Origin of the sequence: Capsulimonas sp. (assembly GCF_039929585.1) — a bacterium.
Classification (GTDB): Bacteria; Armatimonadota; Armatimonadia; order Armatimonadales; family Capsulimonadaceae; genus Capsulimonas.
The window spans coordinates 1-24,113 of the sequence record NZ_JBDSQY010000344.1; the positions used below are offsets into that span (position 1 = coordinate 1).

General features: G+C 58.7%; 17 protein-coding genes. 11 read left to right on the top strand and 6 right to left on the bottom strand.

The features are described from left to right. The first annotated feature begins 288 nt into the window (after window positions 1-288). The 4 genes from ABIZ35_RS26360 (at window position 289) to ABIZ35_RS26375 (ending at window position 8,527) form a co-directional block, all read left to right on the top strand. On the top strand, window positions 289-1,032 hold the full coding sequence (locus tag ABIZ35_RS26360; RefSeq protein ID WP_348222924.1) for a GDSL-type esterase/lipase family protein: 744 nt from the start codon (window positions 289-291) through the stop codon (window positions 1,030-1,032). Window positions 1,033-1,066: 34 nt separating this feature from the next. Next, window positions 1,067-3,505, top strand: coding sequence for a glycoside hydrolase family 3 C-terminal domain-containing protein (locus ABIZ35_RS26365; RefSeq protein WP_348222925.1), 2,439 nt, complete (start codon window positions 1,067-1,069; stop codon window positions 3,503-3,505). Between the two features lie 20 nt (window positions 3,506-3,525). Next, window positions 3,526-6,912: a sugar-binding domain-containing protein gene (locus tag ABIZ35_RS26370; protein WP_348222926.1), complete on the top strand. Its 3,387-nt coding sequence runs from the start codon at window positions 3,526-3,528 to the stop codon at window positions 6,910-6,912. Window positions 6,913-7,057: 145 nt separating this feature from the next. Next, on the top strand, window positions 7,058-8,527 hold the full coding sequence (locus ABIZ35_RS26375) for a glycoside hydrolase family 30 protein (RefSeq protein ID WP_348222927.1): 1,470 nt from the start codon (window positions 7,058-7,060) through the stop codon (window positions 8,525-8,527). Window positions 8,528-8,589: 62 nt separating this feature from the next. On the opposite strand, the gene ABIZ35_RS26380 is transcribed toward ABIZ35_RS26375, so the two are convergent. Further along, window positions 8,590-9,636 carry a polysaccharide deacetylase family protein gene (locus ABIZ35_RS26380; RefSeq protein WP_348222928.1) on the bottom strand — a complete coding sequence of 349 codons (1,047 nt, stop codon included), beginning with the start codon at window positions 9,634-9,636 and terminating at the stop codon, window positions 8,590-8,592. Between the two features lie 184 nt (window positions 9,637-9,820). Between ABIZ35_RS26380 and ABIZ35_RS26385 the strand changes: the two genes are divergently transcribed. Continuing rightward, window positions 9,821-11,275, top strand: coding sequence for an MFS transporter (locus tag ABIZ35_RS26385; RefSeq protein WP_348222929.1), 1,455 nt, complete (start codon window positions 9,821-9,823; stop codon window positions 11,273-11,275). Between the two features lie 251 nt (window positions 11,276-11,526). Here ABIZ35_RS26385 and ABIZ35_RS26390 read toward each other — a convergent pair whose 3' ends face one another. The 4 genes from ABIZ35_RS26390 to ABIZ35_RS26405 form a co-directional block, all read right to left on the bottom strand. Then, the gene (locus ABIZ35_RS26390; RefSeq protein ID WP_348222930.1) at window positions 11,527-12,048 is read right to left on the bottom strand and encodes an inorganic diphosphatase; all 522 of its coding nucleotides are present in this window, start codon (window positions 12,046-12,048) and stop codon (window positions 11,527-11,529) included. Window positions 12,049-12,065: 17 nt separating this feature from the next. After that, window positions 12,066-12,782, bottom strand: a complete 717-nt coding sequence (locus ABIZ35_RS26395) for a phosphoadenylyl-sulfate reductase (protein WP_348222931.1) — start codon at window positions 12,780-12,782, stop codon at window positions 12,066-12,068. A gap of 96 nt (window positions 12,783-12,878) precedes the next feature. Continuing rightward, window positions 12,879-14,447, bottom strand: coding sequence for a HupE/UreJ family protein (locus ABIZ35_RS26400; RefSeq protein WP_348222932.1), 1,569 nt, complete (start codon window positions 14,445-14,447; stop codon window positions 12,879-12,881). Window positions 14,448-14,450: 3 nt separating this feature from the next. Next, window positions 14,451-18,755 carry a glycoside hydrolase family 38 C-terminal domain-containing protein gene (locus tag ABIZ35_RS26405; RefSeq protein ID WP_348222933.1) on the bottom strand — a complete coding sequence of 1,435 codons (4,305 nt, stop codon included), beginning with the start codon at window positions 18,753-18,755 and terminating at the stop codon, window positions 14,451-14,453. 183 nt (window positions 18,756-18,938) lie between these two features. On the opposite strand from ABIZ35_RS26405, the gene ABIZ35_RS26410 reads away from it, so the two are divergent. The 6 genes from ABIZ35_RS26410 to ABIZ35_RS26435 all read left to right on the top strand — a co-directional run bounded on the left by ABIZ35_RS26410 (window position 18,939) and on the right by ABIZ35_RS26435 (window position 23,332). Next, window positions 18,939-19,907 carry an AraC family transcriptional regulator gene (locus ABIZ35_RS26410; RefSeq protein ID WP_348222934.1) on the top strand — a complete coding sequence of 323 codons (969 nt, stop codon included), beginning with the start codon at window positions 18,939-18,941 and terminating at the stop codon, window positions 19,905-19,907. A 29-nt stretch (window positions 19,908-19,936) separates the two neighbouring features. Continuing rightward, entirely contained in the window at window positions 19,937-21,472 is a 1,536-nt protein-coding gene (locus tag ABIZ35_RS26415) for a mechanosensitive ion channel family protein (protein ID WP_348222935.1), read from the top strand. Window positions 21,473-21,710: 238 nt separating this feature from the next. Beyond that, on the top strand, window positions 21,711-22,019 hold the full coding sequence (locus tag ABIZ35_RS26420) for a hypothetical protein (protein WP_348222936.1): 309 nt from the start codon (window positions 21,711-21,713) through the stop codon (window positions 22,017-22,019). Then, window positions 21,986-22,492 (top strand): hypothetical protein, encoded by a 507-nt coding sequence (locus ABIZ35_RS26425; protein ID WP_348222937.1) that lies wholly within the window; start codon window positions 21,986-21,988, stop codon window positions 22,490-22,492. Before ABIZ35_RS26420 ends, ABIZ35_RS26425 begins: the two co-directional genes overlap by 34 nt. A 6-nt stretch (window positions 22,493-22,498) precedes the next feature. After that, window positions 22,499-22,939 carry a hypothetical protein gene (locus tag ABIZ35_RS26430; RefSeq protein ID WP_348222938.1) on the top strand — a complete coding sequence of 147 codons (441 nt, stop codon included), beginning with the start codon at window positions 22,499-22,501 and terminating at the stop codon, window positions 22,937-22,939. A gap of 150 nt (window positions 22,940-23,089) precedes the next feature. Further along, complete coding sequence (locus ABIZ35_RS26435; protein ID WP_348222939.1) at window positions 23,090-23,332, top strand: hypothetical protein; 243 nt, start codon at window positions 23,090-23,092, stop codon at window positions 23,330-23,332. Between the two features lie 21 nt (window positions 23,333-23,353). On the opposite strand, the gene ABIZ35_RS26440 is transcribed toward ABIZ35_RS26435, so the two are convergent. After that, complete coding sequence (locus tag ABIZ35_RS26440) at window positions 23,354-23,827, bottom strand: SMI1/KNR4 family protein (protein ID WP_348222940.1); 474 nt, start codon at window positions 23,825-23,827, stop codon at window positions 23,354-23,356. Window positions 23,828-24,113 lie beyond the last annotated feature (286 nt).

Below are 24,113 nucleotides of genomic sequence, written 5' to 3' on the forward strand. Positions count from 1 at the left end.
TCGCGGCTAGAAGTGCACGATGTCCACCTCCGTGGACTCCAGATTGGAAACGCAAACGTCAATGATCTCTGGAGTGCCCGTAGGGGCACATCGTGCACTTCTAGCCGCGACTTCAGTCGCCGGCTGCCCAATGCTATATAGTTATTTTCGATAATCTAATAGGGATTATCGAATTATCTTGCAAAGCTAGTCGCAAACCCAGTGCGTTTCCACGGTGAAATATTTCTTGACACCTTAATAACCCTAGTGTATAATGAATCCAATAAGTTAAGAGGAGCGGCGAGTATCTTGAGCGGAAAATTTGGATGGCTGGCGCTGCTGACAGCGATGGGAGCATTAACTTTGTCAAGTGCGTCAATTGCCGCTAATGCAATTCATAAGAATACATTCCTGGCGAACGAGCGGGGGCAGGGGATAATCGTCAAACCGGGTGAGAAGTTTGCATTTCTTGGCGCCTCCATTACGGAGCAGGGAATGTCGCACCCCACGGGATACCTTGAACTCGTTCTGAAGGCGCTTTCAGACAATGGCGCTGCGATCGTTCCCATCGCTGCGGGCGTGAGCGGAAATTCGTCCCACGATATGCTGGCGCGGCTCGACCGGGATGTGATCGCCAAAAAGCCGGACTGGGTGACGATCGATGCCGGCGGCAACGATGTTTGGCACGGCGATGTGCCTTTCGACGAGTACATGGCGAACATGACCACGATTGTGGATAAGGCGCAGGCCGCGAAGATTCATGTCGTCCTCCAAACCTGCACGCCGATCATGGAGGATCTCAACGGTCCCTTCAACACGAAAATGGTGTATTACAATCAATTTCTGCGCTATCTCGCGCAGCAAAAGCACTGTGTCCTCGCGGATCTGAACGGCGACGCCGTCACGATTTTAAAGGCCAAGACCGGACCCGACAATATCCTCACGACGGACGGCGTCCACATGAACGAGCGTGGCGACCGTGTTATGGCGACCGGTCTGCTGAAGGCGCTCGGCCTGACTGAGACGCAGATCGCCAAGACCATTACTCCGTAAATCCAATTCTATCGACTCGAAAACAGGGGCATTGATGTCAAGAAATTACTTTGCGCTGAGCGCGCTCGCGGTGCTTGCGATCGCGACGGCGGCCGGGGCGCAGGCGCCTGGATCGCCAATCTATAAGGACAAGGCGCAGCCGGTTCCCCTCCGTGTGGCCGATTTACTGCAGCGGATGACGAACGAAGAGAAGGTCCGGGAGCTGAGCGAAGATTGGGGCATTCCCGGCAATGAGCGCCTGGGCATTCCGCCCCTGAGCAAAGCCGAGGCGACACACGGCTTCGGCTACGGCGAGGGCGCCACGATCTTCCCGCAGGCGCTCGGACTGGCCGCGACATGGAACACGAAAATGGCGGCGAATGTCGGCGACATCACCGGGCAGGAGTGTCTGGAGGCAAATACCTATCAGGCGTGGTGCCCCGTGCTGGACGTGGCCCGCGACCCACGCTGGGGACGGATGGAGGAAACGTTTGGCGAGGATCCATATCTCGTCTCGCGCATCGGCGTGTCCTGGATCAAGTCGTACCAGTCGCACAATCTGATCGCCACACCCAAGCACTTCGCGGCGCACGGCGCGCCGCTCGGCGGCCGTGACAGCCACGATGTCGGGTACTCCGACCGCGTGATGCGCGAAGTGTTTTTAGTCCCATTCCGAGCGGCCTTTATGGAAGCCAAGGCCGGCTCCGTCATGAACGCTTACACGACCTGGACCGACGGCGTGCCCTGCGCCGAATCCCAGGATCTCCTCTTCGGCATCCTGCGGCAGGAGTGGGGCTTCGACGGCTTTGTTGTTTCCGACTGCGGATCGATCGATAATATTTACACCAAGTTCGGCGTCTCGCAAGATAAAGTCGACGCCGCGCGCAAAGCCATTGAAGCCGGGGTCTCCTGTAACTGTGGCGACACCTACAAGCAGTTTCTGCTGACCGCCGTGCAGTCGGGCCAGGTCTCGCCGAAGACCCTGGACTTCGCCGTCGGACGCATCCTCACCGTGATCTTTCGGCTTGGCCTTTTCGATCGCCCCATCACCAAGACGAAGTGGGACTGGAAGGATAACCCCAACTGGGACAGCCCCGCGCACCGTCAGGTCGCATTGAACGAAGCGCGCGAAAGCATCGTCCTGCTCAAGAACACAGGCGTGCTGCCGCTCAGCAAGGCGATTGGATCGGTCGCCGTAATCGGCCCGAACGCCGATGAAGCGCAGCTGGGCGACTACTCGACGAAGCCTAAGCCCGGCCAGTTGATCACGGTGCTGGCGGGCGTCAAGGCCGCCGTCTCGCCCAATACGAAAGTGACCTATGCCAAAGGCTGCGAGCATCTGGGCAATTCGACCGCCGGGTTCGACGACGCTGTGAAAGCAGCGCAGGCGAGCGATGTCGCCATCGTCGTCCTGGGTGACAAATCCGAAGTGACCACCGGCGAGAACTGGGACCGCGCCAACCTGGATCTGCCCGGCGTGCAGCAGCAGCTCCTGGAAGCCATCGCCAAGGTAGGCAAGCCCGTCATTCTCGTGCTCGTCTCCGGCAAGCCGGCGACAGTCGGCTGGGCCGCGGAAAATATCCCGGCGATTGTCGAAACCTGGTTCCCCGGCGAAGAGGGCGGCCACGCCACCGCCGATGTCCTCTTCGGCGACTACAACCCAGGCGGCCGTCTTCCGGTCACCTTCCCGCGATCCTCGGATCAGCTGCCTCTGTACTACAACTACAAGCCGTCGGGGCGCGCTTATAACTACACGGACCAATCGTTCACGCCCTTGTATCGCTTCGGCTACGGTTTGAGCTATACCAAATTCGCGTACAGCAATCTGAAGATCACGCCGCCTTCCCAGCCGCAGGGCAATGCGACGATCAGTGCCGATATCACCAATACTGGATCGCGCGCCGGCGACGAAGTCGCGCAGCTCTACATCAACCATTCCGTCAGCAGTGTCGTCACCCCGGTCATGGAGCTCAAAGGATTCCAGCGAATCCACCTCGACCCGAACCAGAAGGTGACCGTGACGTTCACGCTCACACCCTATGATCTATCCATTCTCAATCGGACGATGGACCGGGTTCTGGAGCCTGGCGCCGTCAAGATCATGGTTGGCGGCGCTTCACCGGAGCCGCTGACGGGTGACGAACAGAAGGCAAAGGTCGGCTACGTCAATGCGCAGCAAGGCGTGATGGGAACACTTACGATCAAGGCGCCCTTGGCCCCCAAGTTCGTTTACGACCTCAGTGTCCCAGCCTCTGCCTCCCGCCGGAAACAGTTCATCGCCAGCGTGCGCGTGACCAACGCCGGCGGCATGACGGATGTCGGCGAAGTCCAACTATTCGCGAATGGCCAGAAGCTCAGCGCCCAGCGCTTTGAGCTGAACGCCGGTCAGAAAAAGACGCTGGAGTTCCCGATCACTCTGACCAGCGGGGGCCGGTCAACGCTGACGGCCTCTGGTAAATACACGCTGGTGACGAAAACGCTCATCATCAATTAATCAAGAGTTTAGGAACACGCATGGATTTTATTTCCCGACGCGCCGCACGTCCCTTTGCGGCTGTCTTGATTGGAACCCTCACCATCGGCGCGGGCGCGCATGCGTCGGCTAAGTTCACGCGGGCGTTTGCTCCGCAGGAGGGAAAGACGGTTCCGGCGGAAAAGCCGTTTCGCGATGAACTGTGTCTGAATGGTCGCTGGCGATTTCAGCCGGTTTCGCTTCCCGCAGGCTTCCACCAGGGGAACGATCCCGCGCCCGATCTGCCGCAGCCGACGGGGGAGGGATGGGACAAAACGCCGATCCGGATCCCGTCGCCGTGGAACGCGAATACCTACGCGGATCAGGACGGGCTTGGTGGCGACTTTCGCAACTTTCCCAGCTATCCCGCCGCCTGGAATTCCGTGCAAATGGGATGGCTGGCGCGCACCTTCACCGTTCCGGTCGCCTGGAAGAACAAGCGCCTCATCCTCCACTTCGACGCCGTGGCGGGCGACACGCAGGTGATCGTCAACGGCAAAGAAGTGGGTAAGCATTTCGATATCTTCCTGCCGTTCGATGTGGATGTGACCGACGCCGTCAAGCCCGGCGCGCAAAACGAATTGCTGGTGGGCGTGCGCAAGGCGAGCTTATTCGACAAACCCGGAAAATTCGGACGCCGCCCGTATCAGGGCGGCTCGATGTGGGGACAGCATATTGCGGGCATCTGGCAGGATGTGACGCTGGAAGCCATGCCAGCGGTCCATGTCAGTGATGTGTTTGTGAAGCCGATCGTGGATCAAGACACGCTGACGACGGAAGTGACTGTTCGGAACGATACCGATCGCGCCGCGACCGTCACGCTGGACCGCACCGTGTCGCCCTGGATTTCGGATAACGGCAAGGATACGCTTTCGGCGCCCGAGACGAAATCTCATCTCGGCAAGGCCGTCTCCCTGCCGATCACTCTCGTGAAAGTCAGTATTCCGGCGCATGGCGTCAAGACCGTCACACTGTCCGGGAAAACGGGCGGCAAGCTGAAGTACTGGTCGCCGACGAGCCCGAACCTTTACGGCGTCGTCTGCCGGATCAAAGACGGGAGCGGCGCCGTGCGTGATTCGAAGTACACACGCTTCGGCTGGCGTCAGATCACGTTCGCTGGCGGCAAGACATTGCTGAATGGCAAACCCCTCGTCATGAAGGGCGACTCATGGCACTTCATGGGCATTCCGCAGATGACCCGGCGCTACGCCTGGGCCTGGTTCCAGGCGCTCAAGGACGCACATCTGAACGCGGTCCGGCTGCATGCACAGCCGTATCCCGCATTTTATCTGGACGTCGCCGACGAGCAGGGGATCCTCGTGCTGGATGAAAGCGCGATGTGGGCGAGCGATGGCGGCCCGAAGCTCGACGATCCCACGTACTGGCAGGACTCGGAAGACCATCTCCAGGCGCTGATCCTGCGCGACCGTAACCATCCCGGCGTGTTTGGCTGGAGTGTTTCTAATGAGATACTCCCCGTGATCAAATACGTCTTTCACGGTCCGCAGTCCATGCAGGATGAGTTGACCCGCTACGACGCCATCTGGGCCGGCATCTGCCGTAAGAACGATCCGACGCGCCTTTGGATCTCGGCGGATGGGGAGGACGACGCCGGCGGAACGATGCCGACCTATGTGATTCACTACGGCGACGCCTCGACCATGCAGCGCGCCAAAGACTCCGGCAAGCCCTGGGGCGTCGGCGAGTCCAGCCCGGCTTACTATGGAACGCCCGAGCAGATCGCGCAGTACTCCGGCGACCAGCGCGCGTACATGTCCGCGGAAGATCGCATGGAAGGAGTCGCCCAGGACGTCTACAAAAACCTGCTCGACCAGCGCAAGTACGATGCGAGCTATCGCAGCGTCTTCAATCTCGCCTGGTATGCGCTGAAGCCATTGAATTTGGGCCTGAGCGACACGACACGCCCTCCCACACTCCAGGACGGCGTCTTCTTTGGCCCTTATATCGAAGGGAAGCCGGGTGTGCAGCCGGAGCGGCTTGGGCCCTACAGCACGACGTTCAACCCGGGTTACGATCCCAAGCTGCCGTTCTATCAGAAGTGGCCGATGTTTGACGCGATCCAAGCCGCGCAGGCCGAGCCGGTCGCGCTGCCGTACAAACCCAGCCGTCCATTCACGGTCGAAGCTGGAACCGCACTCGATCCCTCGGTAGGGGCCATCACGTCCGTTTCCGTGCTTTCCGGCCCCGGCGGATCGCTCTCAAAGTCGCTCGCCGACGCCGGCGTACCTGTGGCCGCGTCCGATGCAGCGGCGCCGAGCAGTTCCCTGATCGTGATCGACGGCGCGCAGCCGCCTTCAGGCGACACAAAAGCGACGATTGACAAAGTCCTCGCCAGTGGCGGCTCGGTCGTCGTTTGGGGAGCGAACCCTTCCACACTTGCGCAGCTGAACGCACTGCTGCCGGATCGCCTGGAGCTGACGGAGCGTGCCGCGTCCTCGCTCATTGCAGTGGAGAATGCCTCTCTCACTGCTGGGCTGACGCCGGCGTCGCTGTACTTCTCAGAACTCAATCCGTCCACGGTTATGCGTATGGGTATGAGTGGGCCGTTAGTCGCGAAGGGCAAAGTTCTCCTGGCTGCTTCCAACACCAATTGGAACCGCTGGAACCAGCAGGCGGAGACATCCAAAACGATTATGCTGCTGCGGTCGGAGCGCGAAACCAAACCCTCGGGCGCGGCCTTGGTGGAGGTTCCGAGCGGCGCGGGCCGCCTGATCATTTGCAGCCTGCCCGTCGCTTCGGAAACCTCCAAGGCGGCGTCGCTGAATCGGACGATCTGGGCGAACCTGGGCGTCAAGCTTGGAGACAGCGCCGCGCAGCGCAATATTCTGAGTGCGAGCGGCGCGGTGACCCACGCGCTGGGCTGGGGCTGGAAGGAAGCGGATTCGACCGAAGAAGCCCTTAAGGACTCTCCGATTGATTCGAACGCCGGAAAATCGATTGTGTTCGGATCGAGAATGAGTGATCGCAATTGGAAGTCCGTCAAGACGGATTCCGGAGGCGGCGCCTTCGATCTGGGCTCGCTGGACGGCGCCAATCCGCAGAAAAGCGCGATCGGATATGTAAGCTTCTGGCTCTACAGCCCGAAAGACCTCGCCAATCTGCTTCTCGATCCCCATCTGCCGAACCTCAGTCTGATGGTCGGATCGGCGGCGGGCGCGCAGGTCTGGGTGGGAGGCAAGTCCGTTCCAGTGAAGCCGCAGGGCAGCGGCGGCGCCGCGAACCCGCTGCTGCTTCAACAGGGCTGGAACCACATTCTCGTCAAAGTCGCGCGCTCCGGCGAGGGGCTGGGCGCGAAGCCCACGCTGACGCTGCAATGCAGCCAGCCGGATTATCTGGCTCAGGTGCGCGGCGCGCAGGAAAAGCCATAGCTCTAATCCAATCACCGCCATACAAACCCACTCGGCGCCTTTGATCCCGCAGGATCGAATGCGCCGAGTTTTTTCGGAAACATACGGCGTTTGTACGTGTCATACGAGGAAACAGCATGTTCCATTTCAGGAGAGTTTCCCCCACATGACGACCATTTTGACGAAGCGGCGATGGGTGCTTCTCGCGGCGGCCGCAGCGGCGTTCTCGATCCCCCAATCCTATGCCGCTCCCGCCCCGAAGCCTGCCCCCACTCCTTTTTATAAACAGGCGGTCGTATACACCACGGCCCAGGGCACAGACCAGCGTATTAAGGCCGGCGCAAAACTCGGGTTCGATACCTGGATCCAGCCGCAGGAGTGGGCCGCCATGATCATGGTGGACCCTACGCAGAAATTTCAGACGGTCGTCGGGTTCGGCGGCGGGCTGACCGACGCCTCCGCGGAGACGCTTTATAAGATGGCTCCGGACAAACAGAAAGAGATCCTGAAAGCCTATTTCTCACCGAACGAGGGGATCGGTTACACGCTTGGCCGCACGAATATCAACAGCTGCGATTTCTCCAGCGATACATATTCCTATGACGACACGCCCGGTGATGTGAAGCTGACGAAGTTTTCGCTCGCGCATGACTTGAAGTATAAAATCCCGTTCATTAAAGCCGCCAAGGCGATGTCCGGCGGTCAGCTTCAAGTGTTCGGCACTCCGTGGAGCCCTCCCGCGTGGATGAAGACCAACAACGATATGTCCAACGGCGGCGGCCTGCGCCCGGAGTACCGACAGGCGTGGGCGGATTATTATGTTCGTTTCATCAATGAATACAAGAAGCTTGGGATCCCCATCTGGGGTCTGACGGTGCAGAATGAGGAGATGGCGGTCCAGTCGTGGGAATCATGCGTCTATACGGCGCCGGAAGAGCAGGAGTTCGTGCGGGACTATTTAGGGCCGACGCTTGAGAAGAACGGCATGAGCGGCGTCCGTTTGATGGTCTGGGATCACAATCGCGGTTTGATGTACCAGCGTGTGCAGGACATGCTGGCCGATCCCAAGACGGCCAAGTATATCTGGGGCACGGCGTATCACTGGTATGTCGGCGATCACTTCGATATTCCCGGCGTGGTGCACGATGCGTTTCCAAATAAGGCCGTGCTCTTTACGGAAGGCTCGCTGAACTTTAATGACACGGCGCAGTATACAGACTGGACGATTGGCGAGCGATACGGCGAGAACGTGATGGCCGATCTCAACCACTGGAGCGCGGGCTGGGTGGACTGGAATGTTCTGCTGGACCAGCGGGGCGGACCCAATCATCAAAATAACTTCTGCTGCGCTCCAATCATGGCCGACATCCAAACCGGCGAGATCCACTATCTGCCGTCCTACTACTATCTCGGCCACTTCTCGAAGTTCATTCGTCCCGGCGCCCGTCGCGTCGCATGCACATCCACCGAGGATGGTCTGCAGTCGACAGCGTTTCTGAACCCCGACAAAAGCCTCGCTGTAGTAGTGCTGAATTTGACGGGGCGCGAATGGGAGTATCGTGTCTGGATCGACAAGCGCGCCGTCGTGACGCGCAGCCCCGCGCACTCGATTGAGACGATGGTCATTAAGCCGTAACATTCGCAGGCAGCGCCGATCGCACAAAAAAAGATACGCCACGCGACGTATCTTTTTTTGTGTCAGTGGGCGTGGCTCGCCAGCTTCTGCGTCACAGAGCGTGAGGCTTTGTAGAACTGAACGCGGAACCCTGATCCCAGTAAACGCGCGCGATTCAGCTTTTTCGCTTCGGTGGCGGGGAGCGTATAGGTGGTCGGATCGCCGTCGCTGACAAATCGCTTTTTCGGATGAGTCTCCAGCCAGTCGAGCCAGTAACGAATTTGAAAAGCTTTGTCGCCGGGGATGATTCGCTCCAGATGGTACGGATCGAACCGCTTGTCCATCGGCGACGGCGCGGGCTGATACCCCGCCATCATCGCGCAGTCGTTGTGATAGGCGAACCCCTGGCCGACTCCGCTCTTTAAGAGGCTGACGCTTTTGGGATAAATCCCGAACGGCAGCGCGATCTCACGGACATCGTAGCCAGGCAAGTACTTCTGGATATTGACCACCGCGCCGCCGACTTCATTCTCGACGTGTTCATCGGTCCAATGCTTAATCCCCATCGCATGACTGACGGTATGATTGCCGACCTCAAAGCCCTGAGAAACCAGATACCGCATCTTTTTGAGCGCCGTCTTCTTTTGATAGAACGGGGCGGGGAGATGTCCGTTGCCGTCCGTGAGCACGAAGAACGACCCCCGCAGCGGCCAATCCGCGTGACGCCGGTGCAGATCCTCTAAAATGCCGACCGCGCAATCGGGATCGATCGATCCATTGGCCAGGTATCGGAACTGTCCTCCCAGCGCATCATCGAACGTCAGGATCACCGGAGACATTCCCGCCGGGCAGTCGATCTTGCCGGCGACATAGTCGAGCAGATTGATCGGGCGGTAATTGTGGTTGTAAAGCCACTCCATCTCTCGTCGAAACAGCGCGGATGGGTATTGATATCCCGTGACCTTGAGCTTGGGTACGAGTTCATGATACTCTAGGATCGGGACCAATCCAGCCTCGTTGGGAGGCGCGCTTTTCAAATTAAGCGCTGTTTGACTTCCAAATGCGGCGAGGCCGCTGGACATTAAGACGGCAATAATCGCCATCAGCAGTGGGAGGGGAGATCTTCTCATTTCGGATACTTTCGGACTGGTTCGTTCCAGTGTCACGTTATTATAGCGCTGAGGGAGAACAAAAATAAACGCCTCCCTGATTGTTTCCATGATATTTCCTTTGGGAGATCTCGTCGCCGTTTAGAGGAACTGACCATGCGGGGATAGAAATTAGGGATGAGCATGGAAATGGGCGAATATTAAGATGACTAGAACGACGCAGGAGATTAACGAACTCGACGATGACGCGAGCGATTACCCAGAGATTGTTGGTGATGAATCGGTCGCGCCTCCCAATCCGGTATTGGACGAAGCCACGAAGAAGGGCGGGGCGTTCCGTGCGTTAAAGCATCGGAATTTCCGTTTCTTCTGGTTTGGACAACTGATCTCACTGACTGGCTCCTGGATGCAGAACCTGGCGCAGGGTTGGCTGATCGTGCTGCTGGTGGACCCGGTGGCGCGGGAGATGCTGCGCCACGGCGGCGCGGCTGTGGGCGGCGCACCCGCCGCGCAGACGCCGCAGGCGGAGGCGGCTGCGAACTTGTTTTCCGGGTGGGTAAACTTCGCGGGCGGCATTCCCATTCTGCTCTTAACGTTGTTTGCAGGCGTGGTCGCGGATCGCGTGGACAAACGCAAGATGCTGCTTGCGACCCAGACGACGCTTGTGTTCACGGCGCTCGCTCTGGGCGTGCTTTGCGTGCGTGGGACGGTGGAGATCTGGCACGTCCTGTTCTTCGCGGCGCTTTCGGGAATTGCGGCGGCGTTTGACATGCCGACGCGGCAGTCGTTTATTGTCGAGATGGTGGGAAAAGAAGACTTGCCCAGCGCCGTCGCGCTGAACTCCAGCGTTTTTAACGGCGCGCGGGCCGTCGGGCCGGCGATCGCGGGGCTGCTTCTCGCCGCGCATGTGAGCATCGGCGCTGCGTTTATCGGTAACGCCATTCTGACGCTGGCGGCGATTGCGGCGCTTTTGCTGCTGCGTCTTCCGCCGCGCGTCAAAAAGGCAGGCGCGGTTTCCGTCACGCAGGTTCTTTCGAACATGCGCGAAGGGTTTCGCTATGTCCGGTCCAACCATACGATTCGTAACTTGATGCTGCTGGTGGGATCGCTTGCGACTTTCGCGCTGTCCTTCAACATTCTTATTCCGGTGTTCGTCCGCTACACTTTGCTGCCGCATGCGGGTGACGCCGAACAGGTCAAAGCCTTCGGATATATGGAAACGATCCGGGGCGTGGGCGCGCTGCTGGGCGCCATCACCGTGGCGTTTCTCGGCGATCCCGCCCGGCAGAAGAACATGCTAATCTGGGGAGCGCTGATGTCGACCGGAATCCTGGTGGTCTTCGCACTGACGAAATCCATGTGGATCGCGTATCTGGCGATGGCCCTTGTGTCCTACGGCTTCGTCGTTTGTTTTGCAACGAGCAACACCCTCGTTCAGCTCACTATTCCTGATAACCTGCGCGGTAGGGTCATGAGTATCTACACACTGGTGTTTATTGGCTCGATGCCGATTGGGAGCTTCTTCGCGGGGTGGGTCGCCAACAAGATCGGCGCGCCGATGGCGATTTTCGTCTGCGCCGTATTATCGCTGATCACGACGATTTGGTTGGCGTTCCGGCCGGGGGGATTGAAAGATATTGGGGTGGCGAAGGCCGCGTAATTGGCCCTCACCCCCCGGCCCTTCTCAAAGACGGAGATTTTCGCGGTGACGTTGTACCCGGGTATAAAACCCGGGCCTTGGGAGCGCTACGCGCTAAGCGTCCGTTCCCGACGCAAATGCCGGTAATCGACAATCATATTCCTCGTCCGGAACGGACGGCTAGTCGCGAAGCGACTCCCCAGACCCGGCTTTTATAGCCGGGGAACGTGTCAATCAACGCGTCCGAAAAACTGGGAGGATGAGGGCCATCCTTAATGCGCCGCGTCCGGCTTTAGCCGGAACTTCTCAATGACGCTGTGCGCGGTTTCCACGTCCTGCCATCCCAGAACGATCGTCTGCTTTTCTTCGAGCTCTTTGTAGATGTCGAAGAAGTGCACGATTTCCTTGAGGATGTGCGACGGAAGGTCCGACAGGTTTTCGATGTCCGAGAACCGTGGGTCGGCGGCGGCGACGGAGAGGATTTTCTCGTCCGGGCCTTTTTCGTCGCGCATCATCAGCACGCCGAGCGGGCGGGCGGCGATCAGGCAGCCGGGGAACGTCGGCTGCGTGGTGATGACCAAAATATCGAGCGGGTCGCCGTCCTCGGCCAGGGTATCGCAGATCCAGCCGTAATCGAACGGGTAGAACAAGGGCGAATAAAGAGTCCGGTCGAGCTTGAAGACATCCAAGTCGTGATCGTACTCATACTTGTTCGACGAGCCCTGAGGGATCTCGACGATCATGTTGACGATCTTGGGCGACTGGTCGCCGATCGGAATCGTAAGGTAAGACAATGCGCGCTTTCTCCCGGTTAACGTACTGCAGCAGGCTCATTGTTCAATACATGTAAGCCGCATTCTTTTTTCGCCGTCCCCGCCCAGCGCCCGGCCCGGTCATCCTCGCCGGCGCCGACCGCTTTCGTGCAGGGCCAGCAGCCGATGCTGGGATAACCTAGATCGTGCATCGGATTGTACGGAACGTCGTTCTCCAAAATATAATTCCAGAGATCCGTCTTGGACCAATTGGCCAATGGGTTGATCTTGACCAGTTGGAATTTGCGGTCCCAGCCGACGATCGGGGTCTGCGCCCGCTCGGGTGTCTGATCGCGGCGGATCGCCGAAATCCACGACTCAAACCCGTGTAGGGCCGACGACAGCGGAACCACTTTGCGGATGTGGCAGCACAGATCGGGGTTCGTTCCGTAGATCGGTCCGCCGTGCTCGGCTTCCATCTCGGGAACGCTCTGGACGGCGCCGACCAGATGGATCGGAATGCCGTACTTTTCGATCAGGCGATCGCGTGTCGCCAGCGTCTCCGGAAACTGATACCCCGTGTTCAAATTGAAAAGGTAGATATCTTTCGTGATATCCGCGAGCATCGCGATGATGGCGCAGCCTTCGGCTCCGAACGCCGTCGCCATGGTCAGCTTGTCGCCGTACGTTTCCCATCCCCAGCGCAGAATTTCCTGCGGGGTCTTATTCTCCATCTCAGCGGAGATTTCAGGGAGCTGTTCTTCTGTCGGTTTCATGAATCTTTCAACGGCAAGGGGGCAGGCAAAGTTCCTGGCGCTCTTCTCGCAAGAAGAACGCCAATCTGCGAAGATTATACCGCCGTTTCATGAAATTTACAGCGAGGCGAAGGAGGCGATCGTGCGCTGGATCGTCCAGAACACGGCAATGGCGGCGATGGCGAGGGAAGCGGGAATGACGACGATCTTACGATAATCGGCGCGTTTTCGAAGCCAGCCGACACAAAGAAATGCGAGTGCGACCACGGACAACTGGCCAAGCTCCACGCCGGCGTTGAACCCAATCAGCGCAGTCAGGAAATCCTGCCGATGCAGCCCTAAATCCGTAATGGCGCCGGCGAATCCCATGCCGTGCACGAGACCGAAGCCAAATACGACGAATGGGCGCCAGGGTTTTAGCTCAGTCGTGCAGACATTTTCCACGGCGACAAAGACGATGGACGCTGCGATAAGCGGCTCGACGATCGACGAAGGCAGTCGAACGACCCCGTACAAAGCAAGTCCCAGGGTGAGGGAGTGGGCGACCGTGAACGCCGTAATCTGCCACAGCAGGGGCTTCGTCTTTGTGCTCAGCAGGAACAGACCAAGTACGAATAGGATATGGTCGATCCCTTCGGGCAGAATGTGCGTAAAGCCCATTTTGACGAACCCGAAGAGTTCCTTGGCCCAGTGGTTTTGGGGCGGCGCCGCCGCAGTAACGACCGTTTCCGTAACGGCGGCTGGCTTTTGGGTGAGGGAGACGACAGCCGCGATCGGCGCTGATGGTTTCGGTTCCGTGGGTTTGGCTGCCGCCGGCGGCTTTGGCGTGGCGAGCTTGGTCGCTGCCGTGGCTGATTTGGTTTGGCCGTTCGGGATAGCCGGGATTGTGGAGCCGACAGGGGCTGGCTTACTCGAAGTGATGGCGCTTACGGAAGTGACCGGCAGCTTGGCGGCAGGAGCTGATTGAACATTGCCGCGCGGCGCGGCTTTGGTGACGTGAGGCGCCAAATGTGAGGCGCCCGATACGATGGGGGCCAATAATGGTTTGGCTGGCGTTGAGACGGGCTTAGCCGTCGTGTCAGGTTTGCTTGTGGGAGCGGCGGTAGGAATCGGAGCGCCCGGCGTAACGGAGACGGCGGAACTGAGCGCGCCAGGGTCTAATGGCTCGGAGATGGGCTCCTGGTAGGGAACTTCCGTGGTCACAACGACCGTGCCGAGTATTTGAGGGAATTGGACGGCAATTGTTTTGGCGTCCGGGTTTAGATGTCCTGTGACAATGGCTGTTTCCATCAAGGGAAGACGCTGCTTGATGGGAGAGTCGCGCCATGCCTGGACGTCGGCGAGACTCGGGAACGCAATGGAATCCACCACGCCGCCGGATGCCTGAAAGTCATTGTGGAACCTTCCGGCGGCTTCAGTAAGCTGCGTTTGAAGATCCTGGGACGGCCCATCGAGCAGGGCGTTCATGGGAGCATCGCCAATGCGGGTCGGGGTGTCGTTGAGGGCAAAGGCAAGAAGATCGAACCGGGTCTCCACGGTGAACGTGCGGTCCGATCCGATCTTGACGGTCGCTGAGGCGAAGGTCGCCGTATGGGCTGAGCAGCGTGCGCCGCTCAGCCCGATCCACAGCGCGAGGAGCGCCGGCAAAATTGCAAATCGCCGGCGCGAAGCGCGGGGAAGCGGCATGGACTACTTGCCCTTTCCATTCTGCCAGAGGGTCTGCACCGAGTCGGGAGACAGCGCGTACTTCCAGATCGTGAAGTCGCGGATGTCGCCGGCGAAGATGCGCTCATGCTCCCAGGCGTCCTTCGGGAAGATGTGCACTTCGGAGACATCATCCGAGAGCTTGATGTTGTCCGAGCCGATCTGGACGCCGTTCTTGTAGAGCCGCAGCGTGGCGCCGTCGTACGCCGCCGTGATCATCTGCCATGCGCCCAGGTCCAGCGGTACGGTGCTTTCGACATCGTGATCGGCGCTCCAGAAATGGATGCCGTTGGCAAACTTGGCGATGTAGCGGCCGGCGCCGCTCTTGCCGTCGTTCTGGTTGCCAAAGCCCGCGATGTTCGTGCGGTTCTCCGGCTGCTTATCTGTTTTGACGAACAAGTTCATCGTCCATGGCGACGAACCCTGGATCGGCAGGTCCGCTGGCTTGAATTCCTGAGTTGCGCCGGCTGTCAGCGCCGGGCTGGTGAAGGCGATCCCTCCGGGCTTCAGGGCCAATGCCTGGTCCGCGACTGCGTTTCCTGCGGGGGAAGTGTCGCGCACGCCGCTCAGCGCCAGAGATGTCGCGACATCCTGCGGAAGCGGAGCGGTAAGAGTGAGTTCCACTCCATCGGAGGTCGGGTTCAATTTCGCCGACTGCACCTGAACGGCGCCCGCTAATTTGTAGTGGCTGACGTCTTCCGCCGATTCTTTGGTCACGATTTCCGAGAAACGGATATTGGCTTTGGCGAGACCCTGTAATGCTTCCGAGGAAACCACGGCGGGCGGGGTCGTATCCTGAACATTCAGACTTGCGACCGTCGTCGGGCCGACGGTTCCGTCGGGCTGTACTTCCGCCGCTGTCAGTGTCACCGGCTTGTTCAGAGTAATTGGGCCTGTGTAGATGGGAGAGTTCAAAGAAGGCTTGGAGCCGTCAAGCGTGTAGCGTAGTCCCTTGTCGTTCCAGTAGAACGGGGGACGGATCGAAACCTGCATGGCGTCGTGGAAGTCGCCCCCATTCGGCGTAATCTCCGGGCTGTCGGTCGCCTGGTGGTCGGCGAGCGTGTCGTAGAGCGGCCGCATGGGGCGCACGGCGTCGCCGGTGTTGCGCGCCGCAGTGACGGCGAACACACGGATGCGCGCATCGTCCGGCAGCGTAATCGTCTTCGCGCCATTTGCTACCGGGAAGCTGTACTTGAACAGATAGCTGTACTGATAGAGGTCGTTTGCGCCCTTAGCGCTGTGCCGATGCGAGCTGTACCAGGCGACCTCGCTTGTCTTGACATAACCCGGCGTCAGGCCGACATATGGGTTGTTCCAGCCGTAAGTCAGTTCCGGCACAACGCCGCCCCATTGGCGGTTATCCCACTGGCCGACATATCCGGTCCACTCGCCGACGGTTGTCGGGATGGACTGGCCGCCGACAACGAAGTTCGCGGGAGCGTCCTGGGTCGCCGATGCGAGAACATAGACGTGGTCGGAGCCGGCGGGGATGTCGATGGTCTGACCGTGCGCGACCAGCGCGTTCTTCGCGCCGGCTCCCGTCGGTCCAAGCTGGAACGTAACGCCGCCGTTGTCAATCGTCTTCGGCAGCTGTTCGCCTGGATAGGATCGCCCTTCCTGGTCAAATGCGCCGTCAGGGGAGCCGCTATTGAAGCTCACGGCATCGAGATCGTAAGTCAGCGGCAGCGGTTTGGAGACGACTGGGGCGACTTTGGCCGCCGGAGCCGCCAGGGTTACGGCGAAGGCGCGCAGCCCATAGCCCTTGACGCTGGTCGTGAGCTTGCCGTTCGTGATCGTTGCGGCGCCGAGCGGCGCTTCCTGGCCGTTCACTTCACGGGCGGAAAGGATTCGGCCCGCGAATTGGATCTGAACGTTTTTCGCTTCCTTACCTTCCAGTTCACGCAGGCGGACGATGATTTCGTTCGAGTCTTCGGCCTTCTTGACTGCCTCGATCTGCACTTGATGTGTGTTCAGACTGACGAGCGAGAAGGTTTTCCCGAGCGCGCCAGCATGAGGCGCAGCTTCGAATGCGATCAGCGGCTGGTTGAGCCGCTTGGCGCGCCACGGCACGTCGCCGCTGCGCCAGTCGCCGGCGTGGGGCGCCACGGCGTACAGAATATCGTGCTTGCCGATGTCCTGCGTCGCCTGATCCTGATAACCGCCTCGGACGCCAGGCGTGTAGATCATGGTGAGCTGTACGGTGTTGTCATTCGGCTTGTCCGAAGCAAACTTACTGTCATTGAGGATCGCAACGCCGTAACGGCCATCCGTCCCCGTCAGGTCGAACCATTGATGCTGCGGCACTTCATACTTCTTTGGATCGTTGTTGCCGCGCTGGATCGTTCCCACTTGCAGATCATAGGTCGCCTTGGGGTTGCCGCTGCTCATCGGGAAGGACGCCTTCAAAGCGACTTCCTGCGTGCGCCAATCGATCTTGTTGGCGACTTCAATGCGGTCGCCTGCGCCGCCGCTCGCAAGGCGAATTTGCTGGACGAACTTGGAGCCGCGAGATTCGCGCTCGACTTCCAGCGTGACTCGGACGGGACCCGCCTCGACGATCCGGATCTTCGCGGGCCCGTCGACATAGCCGCGCGGCGCCGCCTTCGCGTCGTCCCAGTCCATATTCCAGGCGGGGAACTGTCCGGGATTATGATACTGGAAGGCAAGACGGATGGGCGACTTCAGGGCCTCGCGGCTGTTCTTCTTGTCGTAGATGGACGCGATGTCCCCGGCGTCGTTCAGAGTAACTTTGTACTGTTCATTTTCCAGCGTGTGGTCAATTGCGCGCACCATACTATGCGCCTTGGGAGTTCCTGACGGACGCGCATCGTATACGGCGTATCCGGTCGACGGCGCCTTGGCCAGAAAAATGATTTTGAGAGCGGTTCCTTCATTACCGACGACTTGCGTCGGGACCGGCTGTCCGTCCGGGCCGTAGACCTGCACTCCGGGAACGCCTGTGTCCACCGTTGCCTCAACGACGTCCTCACGGGCAATCGAAAGCGGGTTATAGACGACGAGTGGAACGCCCTGCACGCGCGTATCCAGTCCGGCAGAGACGGCGCCTACGGAATCCTTTGTGACGGCGGCGAACTGGTTGAGCGCCAGCAGTTCATCGTTCCAGCAGTATTCGTACGCTTTGGGAAGGCTTGTACCGGGAAGCATATCGTGCATCTGCGATCCGAGGAACAAGTCCCAGGCCTGGTAAAGCCGATCAGACGGGTACTTTGCATCGCCCAGCCACATCGCTGCGACCGATGCGCGCTCGGCCGCATCCGCCAGCAATTCGTTCTTGCGGTTCCAGCGCTTCATATACGCCTGAGAGCTGAGCGACCCGGACGAATGCTCCGTCAGCAGCAGTTCCCCTTTGTAGCGGGGCATCTTCGCGGCCTGGCCCGGCGTGATCGCCCGGAACATCTCCTCGGCATTGGAGGAAACGACATGGAGCGGCCCCGTTCCGACGATGCTCTTTTCCATCCACTTGACGGAATTTTCGTCCGGAGAGCCGCCTCGGTCACCCACGCCGTAATAGTGGTAGTCCACGCCCGCGCCGGAAGCCTTGCGCGTTTTTTGGATGCGCGCCAGCCAGCTGGTGTTCTGGCTCAAGTCCTCTTTGAAGCCGGCGTTATAGCTGCCGGGATCGAACGCCGCCAGGATGCGGGAGCCGTCCGGACCTTCCCACGAACCGACTTTGAACGGGATGCCTACCGCAGAGCCCCATGTCAGCTTCTGCGTGGAGAAGCCTTCGATCCCGCAGTGGCTGAGAACCGTCGGCAGCGCGTAGGGGAAGCCGAAGCAGTCGGGAAGCATGAACTCATGGCTTGTCACCCCGAACTCGCGCTGGAAATAGTGATTGCCGTAAAGCGTGTGTCGCACCAGCGATTCGGCGGAGGGGACGTTGGCGTCGCCTTCATCGACGGAGGATCCACAGGGGAACCACTGTCCGGATTTGATGTAGGTCTTCAGTTTCTCGTAATCGGCGGGATAATATTCTTTCATCATTTCATAGCGCCGGGACCCGCTGAAGTTGAAGACATAGTCTGGGTACAGCTCAAAAAGCCGAAAATTGTTGTGCAGGGTGTCCGGGATGAAGTCTCGAATCACCTGTGGATAGGACCAGCGCCACTGGGTGTCCAGGTGCGAGTATCCCACCAGGTAGAGGGTGTCTACCTTGGAGACGTCCACCGTGGGACGCGTCTTTTGGGCTGGCTGCTGCGCGTGCGCGCCGCCTGCCGTGAGCGCCGTCAGCAGAAGTACGGAGACGGCGATTCGAGAATTCTTGACAACCATGGGATATTGTGAACCTTGCAGGGCTTGACGTTAAGTTTAGAATACGTCATCCTGCTGAAAATATCAAGACAGAGAAATGTGACTATTTGTGTCAATTTGTGATTCCGAGGTAATATTACTCTTCTGAAGTCTGGCCCACGATGCGCGGCCAGCGCCAATCACGACCGAGTATGAGAGAACACATTGAAGACTGATCCCTTGCGAGTGTTTGACAGCGTACCGCAATATGCTCCGCGAGAGGAAGTCCAGGAGTTTTTCGCGGCGCATGTGAAGACATACGAGTGGCGCTGGCGACTTTATTTCGATCCACTTCCCTCAATTCCGCTGCTTCCGCGCCCCAGAAGCATCGGCGTACAGTCCACTCGCGATCCCGCATATCGATGCGAAGGGCGGCAGCGCGTCCATGACGAGTATGCATACTTTTGCTATACCTTGAGCGGCGTTGGGGGCTTCAAGGACAAAAACGGCGAGTACCGGACGCATCCGGGGCAGGGTTTCCTGGTCAAGATCAACGATCTAGACATGTCTTATTTCTATCCCCCGGAATCCACTGAGACCTGGGAGTTTTTCGTTTGCGAGTTCTTAGGCGAGTCGGCGATGGCGATGATGGAGGGGCTGCGGAGGCACTACGGCCCCATTTTTTCTCTGGCTCCCGATTCGTCGATCCTGCGTCGGCTGCTTTCGCTGGCCGGGCCGCCGTTCGCCACGACGCATCCACATCCGATCGACGCCTCTGAGATGACGGTGGAGCTGCTGCTGGCGCTGGGCGCTTCGGCGCGGGCGGGTGAGAAAAACGACGTCGCGATGGACCTGATCAAACGCGCCATGCAGATTATCGCGGAGACACAGAGTTCCGAACTGAGTGTCGAAGGTCTTGCCCGGCGCGTCGGCGTCTCGCGCGAACGGCTCTCGCGGGTCTTCCGCGCGCGCCTGGATCGTTCACCCCACGAAGTCATCCTGGAGCAGAAAATCCATGACGCCTGTGTTTTGCTCCGCGACACCTCCCTGAGCGTCAAGGAGATTTCTCAGAAGATCGGCTACTCGGACTACACCAACTTCATCCGCGTGTTTCGTCAAGTGATGCAGACCACGCCCAATCAGTTTCGACGGCAGGGCAGCGTGGTGCGTCTGGGGCGTTTCGGTCAGCTTTAGACCATGATGAGATCATGAAAGGACCGTCCATGCCTCGTGTCCGCGTTCGTATCGTCTTTCTGATTTGTTTTTTCTGGCTCCTTCTCCCACAGCCCTCATCGGCGCAGGTTTCGGGTTTCAAGATTCCCGGTTTGCCCGGCGGCGTAACGTTCGGCCCTCCCGCGCTTCCCTCGAAAGCAAAGCCGCAAAAGCCGGTGGTTGCGCTGGGAGGCCGCACGCTGTTCCAGGTCACGGGAGACGACGCCCAAAAAGCGCAGGACCGCGCCGATCTTGTCGGGCTGCGTGTGGACGCGGCTTTAGAGAAAACGCCTCCCACCGCCGCTTCACCATCAGTCACTGCGACGCCGTCTCCGAATGGCGAAATCGCGCTCCAGTTGGGCGGTCATCCTCTGGTCACGGTGTCCGCCGCAGACGCCGCTGCGAAGGGAGAGACAGTCGATCAGCTCGCAACGGAGTGGAGTACGACGCTTGAAAGCCGTCTGAACCAGGCGCAGCGTGAGCGCCGGCCGCACTATCTGCGCGAGGCGCTGATCGAGGCGGCAAAGATCATCGGCGTCGCCTTTCTCATCAATCTCTTGATCTGGCGTCTGGCGCGGCGTTTTCTAGACCGTCCCGGCTGGGCGATGCAGTCGCTTGTCTGGCTGATCGCAGCGTTCGTGATCACCGATTTGTTTCCCCTCACGCGCCCGCTGCATACGCTGCTTGGCCACGGCGTGCTGCGGCCGATCAGCATTCTTATCACGGTCTCATTGGCCGCCTCGGGCCTGTCACGTCTGCTGCGTTTGTTCCTGCGGCATATCTTCCCGCCATTGCCCGAGACGCTGTCTCCCGAAGAACGAACCGAGCGGACTTATCGCCGGCGCGCTACCCTGGGTGGCGTGGCGGTGGTCACGGGCGTCTCGGTCATTTGGACGATCGCCGCGTTGGTGGCGCTGTCCTGGATCGGGGTCAATCTGACGGCGCTGCTGACATCGGCCGGACTAATCGGCGTGGCCATCGGACTCGCCACGCAGGACACGACCAAAGACCTCGTCGCGGGCGTTAATATTTTGATCGACGATCGATTTGGGGTAGGGGATGTGGTCGATATCAAAGAATTTTCGGGGACCGTGGAAGTTCTGAACCTGCGTGTGACACAGATACGCGACACCAAGGGGCGCCTGATCACGTTTCCTAATCGCATCATCGACGCCGTGGCCAATCAAACGCTGCGCTGGGCGCAGGCGGATATCCAGATCAACGTCCAGCACGGCTCTGATTTGCGTCTGGCGCTGAAAACAATGGAGGACACGGCGAACGCGCTGCGCGAAGAGTGGCCGGACCGCATCCTCGCCGCGCCGAACATGTTGGGCGTGGACGCCATTAACCCTGGCGACATTACCTTGCGCATGCTCGTTCGCACCTTGCCTGGCGACCAAAGCCCCGTGACACGCGAGATGCGCCTGCGTCTGATGGACGCGTTCAGCGCCCAAAGTATCGCCATCTCGGCCCCGTACTCCAAAGCTCAAGTGACGCTGGTCGATGAGCGAATCTCTGACCCTTTAGTACCGAGCGCGGCAAATTAAACAAAATTGCCAGCCGAAGTGGAAACAAAATCAACAACGCCTGCGTATAAAGTTACATGAGTGCGTCGCCGCAGCGTCGCGGCCGGCGCCCTCATGAGGATTACGGATTCGCAGCCGTTCCGCCCCTGTTCCTCGGCCCTTCGTTCTCCTCACCCATTCTCAAGCAAGTCACTCCACGCGCTTATCACTAAGGCGCGCGATTAACTCATTAGGGATCGTCACGAATCGGAGGCCGGAGATGGAGAACGAATCCACGCTGAAGTTGCTGCGCCAGGCGTCCACGGCGGCCCTGCGCAACTGGAGTCCACTCGACGCGCCTCCCCGTGGCGGCAAGAGCGCCTTCGCCCACCAGCATTTGCAAATTGGACTATCGCTGTACACCCAGGGCAATATCCCGGAAGCGCTTTGGGAGTTCTTCGAAGCGGCGGGCGACGAGCCGGCAAACCCACTCAGCCACTACCTCAGCGGCTTGGCGCTTCAGGCGCTGGGTTTGGGGGATGAGGCGACGGATGAGTGGCGCAAAGTGCTGGCGCTGACGCAGACCTAACATATTCCAAGCCTCAACTTGCTCCCGCTGATCTTCTTGGCTCGTTTCGCCACATCCCATACATGTTTTTATTGATGACAAAAATCCGACAGGGATTTGGTTCCGATGAGATCTTGTTGATGCTCCACATTGCATACCTGAAAGCTGTAGTGGAAGGCCAAGAAGAAATCACCCCGTGGGTGACCTGGTTTGGCGACAACAACGAAGCCTTACAGGGATTGCTAACTCGCACGGAATACTTACGCCTGAAGAATGATCGCATTAAGGCTATCCCAGCCATTCTCCACAGGTTTGATGTTGAGTTTCTTCCGTCCAATCGTTATGAATGGCTGGGCGGCATCCCCGGTCATTGTCGCGACTGCGGCTCGCCAACAGTAGAGAAAGGGAAGCATGGGCGGGGTGGAGTCATCTATTGCCCTAATGAATGCTTCAAGATGCATTGGTCAGCCCGCGAGCAACCCGCTGGAGAATAATTAAGCATGCTGAATCTTGATCATCCAATGGCTAAGCACATTTTCGCGGCAGCGCAAATGGAAGATTTCCTTCTTGTCAGTGCTCAGCGTATGACGCTGGTCCCGAGCACTGAACGACTTGCGATATTGGTGGATTGCCATCAAGCATTGGATGAGATGCGCCGACTAAACCATGAACAATTCAGCGCATCCCAGTTCATCTCGGACGCAATCGCGGATGCTCAAGAATCGCTGGAGCAGATTGCTAATCTTGGCGGCGGAAACATCACAGAAAACAAGGTCGACGGCGAAGGAGACTGTGCTAGTTGTGGCTCTGCTATCACCAAATTCGAGACCTATCCCCAGTCTGATCGATATGTGATCGTCTGTCACCAATGCGTCCGTCCATTCATGCAGGCAAAATCAAAGCTGCAATCCTCACAAGGGTTCCGTACATGCTTTATTTGATAATTGCGGACTGGAACTGCGCCGTAGCTTTCGTGCTAAATTAAATGTGGTGGCTAACCTAAGACTCCACCAAGGCTGAATGACTCCATGGGCATCTACAATTATCTCCAAACTGAAGTCCAGTGTCCCCGTTGCGGAGCGCGGACAGAAATGACCATCAATCTCTACTTTGGCTTCAGGGATTTATTGGAGTATCGCTTGGGCGATATGTATGAGTGGCGTGAGCGGAAGCAGCCGCAAAACGACGGCAGGCCCGCTGGAGGGAATGTCGATGGTGCAGGCTACACCGAATGTCCCGTTTGCCTGAAAGACTCTTTTTGGATCGTGGAGGTACGGTCGGATATTATTCGAAGCGTTCGACCTGACCCGGAGAAACAACCATACTTGGCTTGACGGTGTTTGACATAATGAATTTTATTTCTCATCGTCATAATCGTGTTCATACAGCCCAGCAATGAACGCAGAAAAGCTGGGAGCCAGTGGAATGACTTCAAGTTCGGGATCAGTATCCACATAAATCACGCTTGGCTCTCCCTGTGGACCGCACTTGGCATAGTCGAGCATGAAGGCCGTGTGGCCTTCTGACCAGAATACGATCCCAACATCTGGGTAATCCCACTCGCCGATCAGATATTGGCTTCGCGTGACGCTATCTACGCCATCGTCACCGCCGATTCCAAAAAGGCCAGAGCAAGAGACATGATCGGGAGCATAGTTGGTCGGTCGGTCTGTGGGAAAGGCATCGAGAGCCAAATAACCGCCGTTCTTCTCCAGTAAGGCGTTGATATAAGTCTCGGGCAGTTTGTAACCCAGTTTTCGCTCTGCCGAACCGAGCATCTCATCCGTGAGCGGCGGACAGAGGCTGGGTCCATCGTTATAGATCGCCATTAATTTCTCCGAACTTACGCCTTCAATTATTGTGCTGCCGCTGACCCATATATCAGTTTAGATTATAAGTCGATAGCCAAGGCCAAAGCATAGAGGACATCTCTCCGCTCCAAGGTCCTCGGTGCTGTGAACCGAACCATAACAACATCCGCCACAAATCTATAGTGGTCCCATTTGTCAAGACAGTTTGAGAGGCTTTTTTAAGGTGGATTGTGTCCTTTCGTTCGTCATCGTTTTCTTTGCAATCGGTGCGGTTCGGCGTGGACCAGGGCAGGCGTCAAATTGC

Bases quoted from the DNA above. Each gene is read 5' to 3' on its own strand.
- ABIZ35_RS26380 (WP_348222928.1), bottom strand. From the start codon at position 9,636: ATGAGAAGATCTCCCCTCCCACTGCTGATGGCGATTATTGCCGTCTTA.
- ABIZ35_RS26430 (WP_348222938.1), top strand. From the start codon at position 22,499: ATGCTGAATCTTGATCATCCAATGGCTAAGCACATTTTCGCGGCAGCG.
- ABIZ35_RS26375 (WP_348222927.1), top strand. From the start codon at position 7,058: ATGACGACCATTTTGACGAAGCGGCGATGGGTGCTTCTCGCGGCGGCC.
- ABIZ35_RS26400 (WP_348222932.1), bottom strand. From the start codon at position 14,447: ATGCCGCTTCCCCGCGCTTCGCGCCGGCGATTTGCAATTTTGCCGGCG.
- ABIZ35_RS26395 (WP_348222931.1), bottom strand. From the start codon at position 12,782: ATGAAACCGACAGAAGAACAGCTCCCTGAAATCTCCGCTGAGATGGAG.
- ABIZ35_RS26365 (WP_348222925.1), top strand. From the start codon at position 1,067: ATGTCAAGAAATTACTTTGCGCTGAGCGCGCTCGCGGTGCTTGCGATC.
- ABIZ35_RS26405 (WP_348222933.1), bottom strand. From the start codon at position 18,755: ATGGTTGTCAAGAATTCTCGAATCGCCGTCTCCGTACTTCTGCTGACG.
- ABIZ35_RS26440 (WP_348222940.1), bottom strand. From the start codon at position 23,827: ATGGCGATCTATAACGATGGACCCAGCCTCTGTCCGCCGCTCACGGAT.
- ABIZ35_RS26385 (WP_348222929.1), top strand. From the start codon at position 9,821: ATGACTAGAACGACGCAGGAGATTAACGAACTCGACGATGACGCGAGC.
- ABIZ35_RS26420 (WP_348222936.1), top strand. From the start codon at position 21,711: ATGGAGAACGAATCCACGCTGAAGTTGCTGCGCCAGGCGTCCACGGCG.
- ABIZ35_RS26370 (WP_348222926.1), top strand. From the start codon at position 3,526: ATGGATTTTATTTCCCGACGCGCCGCACGTCCCTTTGCGGCTGTCTTG.
- ABIZ35_RS26435 (WP_348222939.1), top strand. From the start codon at position 23,090: ATGACCATCAATCTCTACTTTGGCTTCAGGGATTTATTGGAGTATCGC.
- ABIZ35_RS26415 (WP_348222935.1), top strand. From the start codon at position 19,937: ATGCCTCGTGTCCGCGTTCGTATCGTCTTTCTGATTTGTTTTTTCTGG.